Raw genomic sequence first — 12,941 nt, forward strand, 5'->3', positions numbered from 1 at the left:
TGGGCAGACTACCCGGCGGGCGGTGCGCCACCGCCGCGGCGGCGTACCAGGAGCAGCCCGATCACGACGGCGAGCACCACGAGCGCCAGCACCACCCCGCCGATGACCAGGAGCAGCAGGCTGAAGCTCCCGGCGTTGGCGTCGCGGTCGCTCTTGCGCGCCGGGCTGTCGCCGGGCTCCGGCGTGTCGGCAGCCGCGCTGGGCGAGGGCTGGGCCGCCGGGGCGGTCAGCGCCGCGACCGGGTCGATCAGGCCGAAGCCGTAGTCCTCGTCCCGGCCCGGGGTGCCCTTGTCCACCGCCGTACGGGTCAGCCGCTCCAGCACCTCATCGGCGGTGAGCTGCGGGTACTTCGACCAGACGAGCGCCGCGACGCCGGCCGTGATGGCGGTCGCCGGGCTGGTGCCCGTGCCGCGCCGATACTGCGTGCCTTTGTTCTTGTTGATCCGGCTGGTGCTGGTGATGTCGACGCCCGGCGCGACCAGCTGCACCTCCGGCCCGCGGGTCGAGACCGCGGCGATGTTGCCCTGCTTGTCCACCGCGCCCACGGCCACCGCGCCGGGGTAGCGGCCGGGCGGGGCCACGTAGCGGTCGTTCGGCTGGTTGCCGGCGGCGGCGAAGACCAGCACACCGGCGGCGTGGGCGCGGGCGACCGCCTGGATCTCGGTGGCCGAGTCCGCCGAGTGGGCCGACTGCGACACCGAGATGATCTTAACGTTGCGCTTGACCGCCTCGTCGATGGCGATGGCGATCGCGTCGCCGCCGCCGTCGCCCTTCGGCGAGACCGTCCGGATCGGCAGCACCTTGGCCTTCGGCGCGATGCCCAGCACGCCGTCGCGCGCGCCCGTGCCGTGGCCGTGCGCCGCGACCAGGCCGGCCATGCCGGTGCCGTGGCCGTCGTGGTCGCCCCAGCCGTCGCCGTTGCCGCCGATCACCGTGTCGAAGCCGCGCAGCACGTTGCCGTTCAGGTCGGGGTGCCTGCCCTCGACCCCGGTGTCGATCACCGCGACGGTGACGCCCGCGCCCTGGCTGATCGCATGCGCTTCGGCGATCTTCAGGAAGGGCAGGTACCACTGGTCGTCGCGGTAGCGGTCGGCGTGGGCGGGAGCGCCCACGGCGACCGTGGCGACGGCGGCGAGCAGGCTCGCCGCCGTCAGACGTGCGGTGAATCTCATCGAGTCAGTCCGATCGCGGGACCCGGATCGACCGGCCCCGGCGTGTCGGGCGCGTCCAGCACCGGGGCGACGCCCTGGTCGACGCTCCACTGGGTGTCCGGGTCGAAGTCGGGGTCGTCGCCGTCCCGGCGCTGTCCCGGCCGCCCGGCCATGCCGCCCATCGGGCCCAGGCCGGCCTGGCCGCCACGGCCGCTGACCACGCCGCCCGCACCGCGTCCGGGCGCACCGCCACCGCCGCCGATCATGCCGCCGACCGGGTTGGTGCGCGCTCCCGCCGGACCCGCACCGCGTCCGGCTCCCGCGCCCGGGGCGCCGCCGATGACGCCGCCCGCGGGCATGGCGCCGCGCGGCACCGCCCCGCCGCCCGTGGGCGGCGCGCCGATGACGGGACCCGCCGGCCGCCCGCCGGGCGGCAGGCCGGTCACCGTGGGCGAGGTGGGCGGCGGAGCGCCGATCAGCCCGGTGGGCGGCAGCCCGCCGGTGGGCGGCGGCGTGCCGACGGTGGGCGGCGTGCCGGGCAGGGTGGTGGTCGGGGTGGGCACGGTGGGCGCCAGGCCGGTCAGGTCCGGGCCGGTCGCCACCGGGACCGGCGCGAGCACGCCCGTGCCGACGCTCGGCGGCGGCACGGCCTGCGCGCCGATCGGGACCACCGGCGGGATGAACGGCGGCATCACGCCACCGCCACCGCCGTTGCCGTAGTCGCCGCCGCTGTCCACCCGGCGGCTGTTCGGCGGCAGGTACGGCTTCGGCGGGGCCATGTTCACGCGCACCAGCGACAGGTCCGCGGAGAGGTTGTACATCACCTGGCGGGCCTCGTTCAGCTTGCCCTGCAGGTACTTCTCCGGGGTGGTGCCGCTGGGCAGCGCCACCGGCTCGCCGTTGCGCACGGCCTGGTCGATCCGGTTGTACTCCTCGCGGATCGGCTTCAGCTTCCACTGCGCCTCGCTGAGCGCGGCCGGGATGTCGCTCGAATACTGGTGGTTCTGGGTGGCCGTCTTGGCCACGTCGTCGACCGCCAGGATCAGCTCGTCGAGCTTGGCGAGGTACGCCTTGGCGGCCTCGCTCTTCTCCGGCGGCCACGCCTGCGACAGGCGCTCCTTGTACGTCTCCAGCCGGCTCTTGTGCAGGTACGCCAGCTCGCCGGCGCGCTTCCAGCCGGAGGCCTGCGTGTAGTGCGGCGTCAGCTGACGGCCCGCCACCATCTCCCACATGTCCTGCATGGACATGCCGTACCAGTTCGTGCCGGCCGAGCCGCCGGTGTCCTCACGAGGGATCATCAGTAGTCGCCCCCTCCGGTGTCGACGGGGTTGCCGCTGGAGTCGGTGGGGGTGACCACCGGGATGGTGCTGGACGGCGCGCCGGGCGCGCCCCCGGTCGTGCCGTCGGGCGCGACGACGGTCTGCGCCGGCAGCGTCGGGGCGAGGGTGCGGTTGACGTCCTGCGCCCGCGCCGAGCTGAGCGCGTCGGCCTCGCCGTACTGCTTGCTGATGTCACGGGCGGCGGCGATGAACGCCTGCACCGCCTTGTCGTGCTTGACGAGCGCGTCGGAGGTCTGCACGAGCAGTTCGCGCTGCCACGACATGCTCTGCACCAGCTCGACGAAGTTCGCCTGCGGATCGGCAGGCTTGGCCGACATGTCCTTGAAGACCACATCGACATGCGGCTGGTAGTCGAGCGTGTGCTCCTTCTCCAGCGCGTCGGCGAAGTCGACGAGACTGGCGAGGTCGACTGCGAGCGCACCCTCGTCGTACCCCGTCATCGCATCCGACTTGGTGTACCCGCTGCCGCGACCGTAGTCACGCAGCCAGGCGGGTCCTCTGTCCTCTTCGGGCAGACCCATCTCGCACGCCCTCCCCAGGGGTTTCTCGTCCGCGATCGGTGTCGCCGCGGTCAGTGACCAAGGCGTTCCAGCGCTTGCAGACTACCGAAATCGGGCAACCCTTGCCCACTCGGCTATTGAGCCGAATCGCTCACTTCGCGAGCCGCGTCAACGGGGCAGGCCAGAGGCTCGCCACGCGCCCGGACCGGCGGCCGGCGCGGCGGGCAGGCCGCTGCGCCACCAGGCCGAGACCGGCCCGGCCGGTGCGGCGGCACCGGCCGGGCGCGCCGACAGCACCGCCACCAGTGCCGCGACCTCCTCGGCGGTGGGCGTGCCGCGCTCGAACCGGATCACCATCTGCTCCGACACCGTCTCATCCCTCCCCGGCCGGCCTGGCGAGGCCGAACTCCCGATACACCCGCGACCAGAAGCCGTCGCGGACCCACAGCCGTGCCTTCTCGAAGGAGCGCAGCGAGATGCCCAGCTCCTTCTCCGCCTCCACCAGCAGCTCCTTGTCGATGACCGTGGGCAGCAGCGGGCCGGGCAGCAGGTCGCCGATGTTGTCGCGGCCGCGCGTCAGGATCCACTTCTGCGCCACGTACTCGCCGATCTCGACGATGTCGATGCGGTCCGGCAGCTGCGGTCCGGCACGGCGTGCCGCGGGCACCGGGCGCGGCTCCGGCGGCGCCGACACCTGCGCCACCGGCAGCGCGATCGCGGGGCGGCCGGAGAACACCTCGGCCGGCGTGGGCGTGCGGATCCGGCCGGTGGCGGCGAAGTACGGCCGGACGAAGTCCGCGTCCAGCGTGTGCACCGTGTCGCTCTCCCAGACCAGCCGCTCGGCCTGGTTGGTGCCGTACGGCGGCTCGACGCCCCACAGGTGCACCCGCACGCCGTAGCTCTGCGCCGCCTCGACCGCCGACAGCATGTCCTCGTCGCCGGCGACCAGCACCGCGTCGGTGACCGCGCGGTGCCGGGCCAGCGTCTCCAGGTCGCTGCGGATCTGCGCGTCCACGCCCTTCTGCTGCCCGCGCAGGTTGAGGTTGCCCAGCCGCAGCTTGACCTGCGCCATCTGCGCGATGACGCGCTGGTCGATGGTGGGCACCCGGTCCCGGGCGGCGTCGAACCAGTACAGCCGGAGCAGGTCGTCGCCGAAGCTGCGCGCGGCCTGCGCGAGCAGCGCGTGAATCATGTGTTCGGCGTCCACTTTGAACTCGGACCGGTTGGAGGTGCCGAGCAGCAGCTCGCCCGAGGCCGCGTACAGGTAACCCACGTCCACCAGCACCGTGTACCGGCGCGCGGGCAGGCGGCGATCGGCGGGCTCCTGTTCGGTCATCCCGCCATCGTCGCACAGCGATCGCTCAGCGTGAACGTTCTGCCACATGGCCGTCACTCAACGGATTCAGGCGCGTCCCGCTCAGAGCGGGATGTTGCCGTGCTTCTTCGGCGGCAGCGTCTCCCGCTTCGTGGCCAGCGTCCGCAGCCCTCGCACGATGTGCGCGCGGGTCGCCGACGGCCGGATCACCGCGTCCACGTAACCGCGCTCGGCCGCGATGTACGGGTTGCACAGGGTGTCCTCGTACTCGTCGATCAGCTCGGTCCGGCGGGCCACCGGGTCGTCGGCCGCGGCCAGCTCGGCGCGGTGCAGGATGTTGACCGCGCCCTGCGCGCCCATCACCGCGATCTGCGCCGTCGGCCACGCGAAGTTGAGGTCGGCGCCCAGGTGCTTGGAGCCCATGACGTCGTACGCGCCGCCGTACGCCTTCCGCGTGATCACGGTGATCTTCGGGACGGTGGCCTCGGCGTACGCGTAGATGAGCTTGGCCCCGCGCCGGATGATGCCGTCCCATTCCTGGCTGGTGCCGGGCAGGAAGCCGGGCACGTCCACGAACGTGAGCACCGGGATGTTGAACGCGTCGCAGGTGCGCACGAACCGTGCCGCCTTCTCCGACGCGGCGATGTCCAGGCAGCCCGCGAAGTGCATCGGCTGGTTGGCGACCACGCCCACCGGCCTGCCCTCGACCCGCCCGAACCCCGTGACGATGTTCTGCGCGTACAGCGGCTGCACCTCGAGGAACTCGCCGTCGTCGAGGATCGCCTCCAGCACCGCGTGCATGTCGTACGGCTGGTTCGCCGAGTCCGGGATCAGCGTGTCCAGCGCCTCGTCGGTGTCCGCGAGCGCCAGGTCCGCCGCGGCCGGCCAGGCGGGCGGCGCGTCCAGGTTGTTGCTGGGCAGGTAGGACAGCAGCGCCTTCACGTAGTCGACCGCGTCCTGCTCGTCACCGGCCAGGTAGTGCGCGTTGCCGCTCTTGGTGTTGTGGGTACGCGCCCCGCCCAGCTCCTCCATGCCCACGTCCTCGCCGGTGACCGTCTTGATCACGTCCGGCCCCGTGATGAACATGTGCGAGGTCTGGTCCACCATCACGGTGAAGTCGGTGACGGCGGGGGAGTACACCGCCCCGCCCGCGCACGGCCCCATGACCAGCGAGATCTGCGGGATGACCCCCGAGGCGCGCACGTTGCGGAAGAAGATCTCCCCGTACAGCCCCAGCGAGACGACACCCTCCTGGATCCGCGCCCCACCCGAGTCGTTGATCCCGATCACCGGGCACCCGATCTTCATCGCCAGGTCCATCACCTTGACGATCTTCTCGCCGAACACCTCGCCGAGCGACCCGCCGAACACCGTGAAGTCCTGCGCGAACACGCACACCTGACGCCCGTCCACGGTCCCGTACCCGGTGACCACGCCGTCGCCGTAGGGCCGGTTGCGCTCCTGCCCGAACGTCGTCGACCGGTGCCGCGCCAGCTCGTCAAGCTCCACGAACGACCCCTCGTCGAGCAGCATCCCGATCCGCTCCCGCGCGGTCTTCTTCCCCCGCGCGTGCTGCTTCTCGACCGCCCGCGCCGACCCCGCGTGCACAGCCTCCTCGACCCGCCGCTCGAAGTCGGCGAGCTTCCCCGCCGTACTCCGCCCACTCACCTGGCCACTCTTCCCCGGCACCGTAGTAGTCACGCCCCGGACTCTATATCCCCCCTGAACCCCCGTTCAGTCATGTACACCACACCACCGCCTCCCCACCCCCCTCTCCCGGCGATCTTGCATGGGTTGTGGGTGCGACACGGATAAGTCGGGCGAATGGGCAACAGTTCGCGCAAGATCGGCGGGGAGAGGTGGCCGACCGGCTCGACGTTTCGTCCGGTTCGGGCGAATCGTTGAATTTCATGTGACGACTTTGTTCGGGGTGTTGCTGCTGGTGGGTGGCTTTACGGTGCTCGCCGTGGTGCGGCCGTGGCAGTCGGGGGAGCGGGACCGGGGCCGCCGGGCGAGGCGTGGCGGGTCGCCCGTCGCGCCGTCCCGCCCGCGCCCGGGTCCAGGACGTGCGCGCGCGGGCGGCGAGGCGGGGGCGCCGGTCAGCCCGTCGGTCGGCCGTTTCCAGCCCGCGCCGGGGACGGGACGCGCGGCGGCCCGCACCACAACGGGCCCGGCGCCCGCGAAGAACACAGCCGCCGCGACGCGCTCGGCCGCGGCGCAGCGCGCAGCCGCGGGCTCGGCCGCCGCGAAGAACACGGCGGCGAAGGATGCAGCCGCAGGCCCGGCCGGGGCGAGGAGGTCGGCGCGGCCGCGAGCCGCGGCGGGCATGCCGGGACCGGGATCGGCGCCGGGTGCGGCCGCCGCGGCTCGCGGCCGGGGTGATGCGGAGGGGCCGGCCGCGCCGGTGATCGCGCTCAAGCCGCGGCCGGCGGCGCGCCACGCCGAGAAGCGGGACGAGCCGGTGCGCCACCGCGTCGAGACGATCCAGCGAGGAAGGCGCGTGGCGGCGGAGCCCGCCGACACCGAGATCATCCTGCCGGACTGGCTCGGCCCGCTGTCCGAGCCGGACGCCGACGCCGACGCCGCCCCGCTGCGCGCCCGCCAGGCCGGCTGAACCCCGGCGCGACACCGGAACCGGCGCCATCGGAGATCTCGTGCACTTGGTGCTGCTGGGACGACATCGACTGCACAAGATCCACCCTGGGACCGGACAGGACCCGCGCAGTGGGTGCCAGCCGCGCGAGGGCAGGGCGGGTGTGTCCGTCTCGCCGCCCGCCGGGCCGCCCGGCCGATAGTCTCCAGCCGTGGAGACGAACAGGCCCCCGCTGGACCGGGACCGGCTCGCGGCGCTGCCGGGCTGGCAGGTCGAGGTGCGCGACGAGACCGGGTCGACCAATGCGGACGTGGCCGCCGCGGCCCGGGACGGCGCGGCGGCGGGCCTGGTCGTGGCCGCCGAGTCGCAGACCGCGGGCCGGGGCCGGCTGGGCCGCGACTGGCAGTCCCCACCGCGCGCCGGGCTCGCGCTGTCGGTGCTGCTCAGACCCACGGTCGACGTCTCGCGATGGGGCTGGCTCCCGCTGCTGGCGGGCGTCGCCCTGGCGGAGGCGGTACGCGGCGAGACCGGGCTGGAGCCCGCGCTCAAGTGGCCCAACGACCTGCTGCTCGGCGGCCGCAAGTGCGCCGGGCTGCTGGCCGAGGTGCCCGAACCCGGGGCGGTGGTGCTCGGCATCGGCCTGAACGTGACGCTGACCGACGACGAGCTGCCGCTCACCCCCACCGGCCTGCCCGCGACCTCACTCCTGGTCGCCGGGGCGTCCGCGCCGGACCGGACCGGGCTGACCGCCGCGCTGCTGGCGCGGCTGGGCGAGCACTACGCGGCCTGGGAGCGGGCCGGGGGCGACCCCGACAAGAGCGGCCTGCGCGACGCGTACCTGCGCATCTGCGCCACTCTGGGCCGCCAGGTGTCGGTGCTGCTGCCCGGCGGGGACGCGGACCTCACCGGCGAGGCCGTCACGGTCGACGCCGACGGCCGCCTCGTCGTCCGCACCGCCACCGGCGACCACCCCGTCGCCGCAGGCGACATCATCCACCTCCGCTGACCACCCGGCGCCACCGCCGCGCACCACCGAGCCCGCCGGGCGGCATGATCGTCTGACTTGCCCGGCACATGGGTGAAAGGGTGCTCAAGATACGCCCGGGTGCCTGGCAAATCGGATGATCTCCGGCGTGGGACAGACCGATAGGCGACGCGGGGCCGATGGCGGATGGTCCGGGGTCGTCCCGTGGAACTACCCTGCTCGCGGACAATCGTGCGGTTTGATCGCAGGCGAGTACGAGGAGGCACGGATGGCGTTCCCCGAGGACGTGTTGACGGCGGACGAGCACGTGGTGCTCGATCTGCACCCCCACTGGAAGGCCATGATCCGCCCGGTGGCGGTGCTGGTGCTCGCGGTGGCCGCGGTGGTGACCGCACTGATCATGCTCGACAACGAGATCCTGGTCTACATCGTGGCCGGGCTCGCCCTGATCGCCGTGGGCTGGCTGTCGTTCTGGCCCTGGCTGGTCTGGCGCACCACGCACTACGTGCTGACCAACGAGCGGGTGCTGCTGCAGACGGGTGTGTTCTCGCGGGACCGCCGCGACATCCCGCTGTCGCGGGTCAACGACCACTCGATGAGCCAGAAGTTCATCGAGCGGCTGCTCGGCTGCGGCACGCTGACCATCGAGTCGGCCGGTGAGCGCGGCCAGTCGGTGCTCAACGACATCCCGCACGTGGAGAAGGTGCAGACCACGCTGTACGAGCTGGTCGAGGCCGACCGTGACGCGCACTCCTACAACGACAACGAGCGGTCCGCGCCGCCGGCGCAGACCGCTCGGGTCGAAGAGAAGCAGTGACGGCTACCGCTCTGGGCGCGGCTTCGCCCGCGCGAGCTCCTCGGCGAGCTCGCGGTCGGTGAACTCCGCGTCCAGGGCGGCCAGCTGCTCGGCCTCGGCCCGCTCGGCGGCGAACTCCGCCTCCAGCGGGGCGGTGAGCCGGGTGAAGTCGTCGCTGCGCAGCTGCGCGGGCACCGGCACGCCGGCCAGCGCGCTGGCGGCGGCCTCGGCGTCGACCAGCTCGTCGACGTCGTCCACGTGCACGTGCGCCGGGCCGAAGTCGGCGTCCACGCCGCCCGCGGGCACCGCGATCGTGTTCGCGGGGGCGAACACGAAGGTGCGGTACGTGTAGAAGCGGAAGATCGTGCCGAGCACCAGGCCCAGCAGCTTCGCCGCGTTGAGGGCGAGCAGGCCGTGCAGGCCGAGGGCGTACTTGGTGGCGCCCATGATGGCCAGCTCGATGGCCAGGCCCGCGACGTTGAACAGCACGAACAGCATGAACTCGCGGCCCATGGCCTGGCTGGACCGGCCCTTGTAGGTCCAGTGCCGGTTCATCAGGTAGGACGCGATCATCGCCACGATGGTGGCGACCACGTTCGCCTTCAGCTGGCCGGTGGGGAAGATCGTCAGCACGAGCGCATTGAGCACCACGAAGTTGACGACGGTGTTGACGCCGCCCACGATGGCGAACTTCAGCGCCTCCGGGCCGAGGTCACGGAGCCGTTGGGGCAGCAGTCGATCGAGCAGCGTCAGGTCTGGGTGCACTGGGTCACCTTACGTGAGTGGACTGGGAGAGTTCTGCAACGCAACTCCGAATGCAAGCGAACTCACCCCGCCTGTACCCGGGCGGGCTCGCCCACCACCGGACCGGAGAACACGAACCGGCGGTATGCCCAGAACCGGAAGACACTGGCGATCCCGGTGCCGAACAGCATCTTCGCCACGTTGTCCGCGAGCCGGGTGTGGAAGACCTCCGGCCACACGCTGCCGAGCACGTCATGGCTCAGCCACACCACGGCCAGCGTGATGCCCAGGCCGATCAGGTTGAAGAGGAAGTACAGCGAGTACTCCCGGGTGAGGCTGGAGCGTTCCCGGTCACGCCACGTCCAGTAGCGGTTGCCGACGAAGGCGCCGGTCGCCGCGAGCACGGTCGAGATCGCCGAGGCGGGCAGCGTGCCGACGGGCGACAGCAGCAGGTTGAAGACGACGAGATCGACGACGTACGCGGCGCCGCCGACCACGCCGAACTTGCTGAGTTCAGCGAGCAGGTGCCGGAACCGCTCGACCAGCCGCAGCGGCATTGCCGCGGAGGTCTTCGGAGCCGGTGGCGTGGGGGTCACCAGGCGAGCCTACCGTGTCGCGGCCGCCGTGCCCGTTTCGCGCGGCGGCCCGGAGACCACCGCGACCAGCCCGACCTCCAGCGGATCGCCGCCCGTGCGCAACTGGGCCACCGCGCCGGCGTCGGCTTTCGCGCCCGCCCAGAGCACATCCAGGCCGGGGGTACGCCATACGCAGCGTCCCGGAGCGGACCCGCAGGCGAGCGCGGCCGCCCCGGCGTTGCGTCCCGCGGCGAGGTTGCCCGGCTCACCCGCGGCGGCGCCGCCGATCAGCAGCTCGTCGCCGGTCAGTGCCAGGTCGCCGTCCCACAGCGCCAGCCCGACCCGGACCTTCCCGCCGCCGCCCAGCCCGACCGTCGCCGGGACGTCGCCGCGCCCGCCACCCGGGCCCAGGTAGACGGCGGCCTCGCCGCGCGGGGCGCTGCGGTGGGCGTACACCACGGCCAGGGTCCAGCCCGCGAACTGGCTCCGGCCGCGGGGCAGTGGATCCGCGGGGGCGGCCAGCCACCAGTCGCCCGCGCCGCCGCCCCGTACCAGCTCGGTGACCTCGGCGTAGCCCTGGCTGTAAACGGCGCCGGACTCTGCATGGTCCGTCTCCACCCGCACCGGCTGCCATGCACCGCCGGGGCCGTGCAGCGCCACCAGCTCCGGCAGCCGCGGTCCGGACGCGGCGACGATCAGCCCCGCCCAGCGCACCTCGGCGCCCTCGGGCAGGGCGAGCCGTGCGCCACTGGCGGCCTTCTCCCCGGCCAGCTCCTCGAGCGCGCCCTTCGGCCCGGCGGGCCCGTCCGGGTCGTCCAGGCCGCCCGGTGGGGCGGGCTCGCCCGGCGTCGGCCGCAGCGGGCTCATCTGCATCAGGTTGTTGTCGCCCGCGACCAGGCACAGCGGCCGGGGTGCGCAGGAGAGCAGCACGTTGCCGGCCAGCGCCACGTCCACCCGCCCGGTCGCCGCGTGGCCCAGCCGCAGCCCGGCCGGTGCGACCGGCACCCGGAAAGCGGACTCCGAGCGCCGCTGCCCGTACACCGCCGCCACGGTGACCTGCTGGAATCCGCTGACCTCGGGGTCGGCAAGCACGGGCAGCCGGGCCACCGAACGCGCGCCCCGGCCCCAGCCGATCCGGTCGCAGACCGCCCCGGTGGGCGTCGCCTCGCACTGCCACCCGTCCCCGGCACCACTCCCCGCCAGCCGCATTCCGTCCGGCAGTGTCACCTCGATACGCACCGCACCGGGCGCCCGCGCCTCCGCCGTGACGCGAGGCCCGGCGGCCGCGGGCGAGCCGTCCGTCCCGGTCGGCCGACTCGACGGCAACGCGTCGGGTCCGGCCTGGTTCTCGGCTGACTCGCTTTGCTCTGCACACAAAGACGCAACAGTTGCGTCTTTGTGTGCAGAGCAAAGCCGCTCGGGGGCATTCCGTCTGGCGGGTTCGCTCGATGCGTCTAGCCAGGTGGCAGGCACCGTCAGGTGCCCGGCCGCGCGTTCGTCGGCATCGGTGCGGTCACCGGTGGTGGCGGGGCCGTCCGCTGGGGCGCGGACGGGGATCGGCAGCGTGCCCGCCTTGCCCGCGACCAGGTCGACCTCTTTGTACTCGGGCGCGGCGACCTCCGGGGCGGGCTCGGCCACGGGCACCGGCGCAAGGGCGGGGGCTGGTGCGGTGGGCGGCGCGACAGCAGGTGGCGGCATCTGGGGCAACGCGGCCGAGGGCAGCACGGCGGGTTGCCCCGCGGGGTTTGGGGCAGTCGGGGGCGCGGGCGACGAAGCGGCGGTCAGCGGCGACAGCGATGGCGACGACTGCGCCTGCGGGGCGGGGGCGTACAGCGGTGGCGCGGCCGGGGCCGGGACCGGGATGGCGCGCGGCCGCGCCGTGGGCGGTCCGGCGGCCAGGCTCACGAACAGCACCACCCCGGCCACCGCGGCGACGCCCGCACCGGTGCCCGCGACGAGGTTGGCCAAGCCGAAGCGGTCCAGCAGGCGGCGCGGTGCGGCCACCAGCCAGCGCCCGGCGAGGGCGGCGAGTCCCACGAGCGCGTCCGCCCAGGCGCCGGCGTGCTCTTTCAGCTGCGGCCACCACAGCACCAGCGCGCCCCAGGCGGTGGCGAGGCGGCCGCCGAACGCGAGCCGGCCGCTACCGGCCAGGTACGCCGGTGCGGCGGCCCCGAGTAACAGGGGGGCGACGACACCCCGCAGGCCCGAGTTCTCCTCGGTCAGCTCGCGGTGCAGGCGGCGGCACTCGGCGCAGGTGGACAGGTGCTCGTCGACCTTGCCGCGGTCGCGCCGGGCGAGCGCGGCGCGTACGTATCCGGCCAGGTGCGCCCCGGTCCAGTGGCAGCGCGGGTTGCCGGTGAGCGCGATGTGCTCCTGCAGGTACATCTGGCGCAGCCGCTCCCGGGCCCGGTACGCCAGCGCCGCGACGCCGTTCGGGGTGAGGCCGAGCAGCGGGGCGATCTGGGCGGGGCTCTCGCCCTCGACCTCGGTGTGCCAGAGCACGGCCCGCCAGCGCTCGGGCAGCCGCGCGAAGGCGCGTGCCGCGTACGACGTCTCCAGCCGGGCGATGGTCGGATCGTCGGCGGGCTCGGGGATCTCGTAGCGGGTGAGGTCGTCGGTCAGCTCGACGCGGCGGTCCTGCCGGACCCGGTCGTAGCGGGTGTGCCGCATGGTGGTCAGCAGGTACGCCCGGAACGCGGTGTCCGGGCCGCCCCCGCTGCGCAGCACGGCGAAGACCTTGGCGAAGCTGTCGGCGATCAGGTCGTCGGCGTCGGCGTGCCCGTCGCTGAGCACGCGGGCCAGCCGCCGCGCGGACTCCAGATGCCGTTCGTAGAGCAGCCCGAACGCGTCGGTGTCACCGCCTCGCACGAGTGAGATGAGTTGTGGATCGCTCTGCGGTTCGCTGAACTGATCCTGGGCAGGGTCGAACCCACTGGTCACAG

Annotated in this window: 13 protein-coding genes; 3 read left to right on the forward strand and 10 right to left on the reverse strand. The window is 73.4% G+C overall.

The annotated features are described in order from the left end of the window. Positions 1 to 8: 8 nt before the first annotated feature. The 7 genes from CS0771_RS09535 to CS0771_RS09565 all read right to left on the reverse strand — a co-directional run bounded on the left by CS0771_RS09535 (position 9) and on the right by CS0771_RS09565 (position 6,634). Positions 9 to 1,172 (reverse strand): S8 family serine peptidase, encoded by a 1,164-nt coding sequence (locus CS0771_RS09535; RefSeq protein WP_212840660.1) that lies wholly within the window; start codon positions 1,170 to 1,172, stop codon positions 9 to 11. Next, complete coding sequence (locus tag CS0771_RS39400; protein WP_212840661.1) at positions 1,169 to 2,449, reverse strand: hypothetical protein; 1,281 nt, start codon at positions 2,447 to 2,449, stop codon at positions 1,169 to 1,171. Before CS0771_RS39400 ends, CS0771_RS09535 begins: the two co-directional genes overlap by 4 nt. Further along, positions 2,449 to 3,012 carry a hypothetical protein gene (locus tag CS0771_RS09545; protein WP_212840662.1) on the reverse strand — a complete coding sequence of 188 codons (564 nt, stop codon included), beginning with the start codon at positions 3,010 to 3,012 and terminating at the stop codon, positions 2,449 to 2,451. The genes CS0771_RS39400 and CS0771_RS09545 overlap by 1 nt, the downstream gene beginning before the upstream one ends. Before the next feature lie 147 nt (positions 3,013 to 3,159). Further along, on the reverse strand, positions 3,160 to 3,360 hold the full coding sequence (locus CS0771_RS09550; RefSeq protein WP_371821378.1) for an acyl-CoA carboxylase subunit epsilon: 201 nt from the start codon (positions 3,358 to 3,360) through the stop codon (positions 3,160 to 3,162). 4 nt (positions 3,361 to 3,364) lie between these two features. Then, on the reverse strand, positions 3,365 to 4,327 hold the full coding sequence (locus tag CS0771_RS09555) for an NYN domain-containing protein (RefSeq protein ID WP_212840663.1): 963 nt from the start codon (positions 4,325 to 4,327) through the stop codon (positions 3,365 to 3,367). A gap of 81 nt (positions 4,328 to 4,408) precedes the next feature. Next, a complete protein-coding gene (locus CS0771_RS09560; protein ID WP_212840664.1) occupies positions 4,409 to 5,974 on the reverse strand; it encodes an acyl-CoA carboxylase subunit beta in 1,566 nt (521 codons plus the stop codon). Positions 5,975 to 6,214: 240 nt separating this feature from the next. Then, positions 6,215 to 6,634, reverse strand: a complete 420-nt coding sequence (locus tag CS0771_RS09565; protein WP_212840665.1) for a hypothetical protein — start codon at positions 6,632 to 6,634, stop codon at positions 6,215 to 6,217. Between CS0771_RS09565 and CS0771_RS09570 the strand changes: the two genes are divergently transcribed. From CS0771_RS09570 to CS0771_RS09580, 3 genes are all read left to right on the forward strand, one after another. Then, on the forward strand, positions 6,633 to 6,920 hold the full coding sequence (locus tag CS0771_RS09570) for a hypothetical protein (protein WP_212840666.1): 288 nt from the start codon (positions 6,633 to 6,635) through the stop codon (positions 6,918 to 6,920). The genes CS0771_RS09565 and CS0771_RS09570 overlap by 2 nt on opposite strands. A 190-nt stretch (positions 6,921 to 7,110) precedes the next feature. Beyond that, positions 7,111 to 7,905, forward strand: a complete 795-nt coding sequence (locus CS0771_RS09575; protein WP_212840667.1) for a biotin--[acetyl-CoA-carboxylase] ligase — start codon at positions 7,111 to 7,113, stop codon at positions 7,903 to 7,905. Between the two features lie 247 nt (positions 7,906 to 8,152). Beyond that, a complete protein-coding gene (locus tag CS0771_RS09580; RefSeq protein ID WP_212840668.1) occupies positions 8,153 to 8,701 on the forward strand; it encodes a PH domain-containing protein in 549 nt (182 codons plus the stop codon). A 3-nt stretch (positions 8,702 to 8,704) separates the two neighbouring features. Here the strand turns inward: CS0771_RS09580 and CS0771_RS09585 are convergent, their stop codons facing one another. The 3 genes from CS0771_RS09585 to CS0771_RS38635 form a co-directional block, all read right to left on the reverse strand. Further along, the gene (locus CS0771_RS09585) at positions 8,705 to 9,445 is read right to left on the reverse strand and encodes a GtrA family protein (protein WP_244870705.1); all 741 of its coding nucleotides are present in this window, start codon (positions 9,443 to 9,445) and stop codon (positions 8,705 to 8,707) included. 62 nt (positions 9,446 to 9,507) lie between these two features. Beyond that, complete coding sequence (locus CS0771_RS09590) at positions 9,508 to 9,981, reverse strand: GtrA family protein (RefSeq protein ID WP_212845732.1); 474 nt, start codon at positions 9,979 to 9,981, stop codon at positions 9,508 to 9,510. Positions 9,982 to 10,029: 48 nt separating this feature from the next. Continuing rightward, on the reverse strand, positions 10,030 to 12,867 hold the full coding sequence (locus tag CS0771_RS38635) for a sigma-70 family RNA polymerase sigma factor (RefSeq protein WP_244870707.1): 2,838 nt from the start codon (positions 12,865 to 12,867) through the stop codon (positions 10,030 to 10,032). Between the last annotated feature and the right edge of the window lie 74 nt (positions 12,868 to 12,941).

Source organism: Catellatospora sp. IY07-71, from assembly GCF_018326265.1.
In the GTDB taxonomy this organism is placed as follows: domain Bacteria; phylum Actinomycetota; class Actinomycetes; order Mycobacteriales; family Micromonosporaceae; genus Catellatospora.

Excerpts from the sequence above, each read along its gene's own strand:
- CS0771_RS09555 (WP_212840663.1), bottom strand. The coding sequence starts at position 4,327 with ATGACCGAACAGGAGCCCGCCGATCGCCGCCTGCCCGCGCGCCGGTAC.
- CS0771_RS39400 (WP_212840661.1), bottom strand. The coding sequence starts at position 2,449 with ATGATCCCTCGTGAGGACACCGGCGGCTCGGCCGGCACGAACTGGTAC.
- CS0771_RS09590 (WP_212845732.1), bottom strand. The coding sequence starts at position 9,981 with ATGCCGCTGCGGCTGGTCGAGCGGTTCCGGCACCTGCTCGCTGAACTC.
- CS0771_RS09545 (WP_212840662.1), bottom strand. The coding sequence starts at position 3,012 with ATGGGTCTGCCCGAAGAGGACAGAGGACCCGCCTGGCTGCGTGACTAC.
- CS0771_RS09535 (WP_212840660.1), bottom strand. The coding sequence starts at position 1,172 with ATGAGATTCACCGCACGTCTGACGGCGGCGAGCCTGCTCGCCGCCGTC.
- CS0771_RS09565 (WP_212840665.1), bottom strand. The coding sequence starts at position 6,634 with ATGCCCGCCGCGGCTCGCGGCCGCGCCGACCTCCTCGCCCCGGCCGGG.
- CS0771_RS09580 (WP_212840668.1), top strand. The coding sequence starts at position 8,153 with ATGGCGTTCCCCGAGGACGTGTTGACGGCGGACGAGCACGTGGTGCTC.
- CS0771_RS09570 (WP_212840666.1), top strand. The coding sequence starts at position 6,633 with ATGCCGGGACCGGGATCGGCGCCGGGTGCGGCCGCCGCGGCTCGCGGC.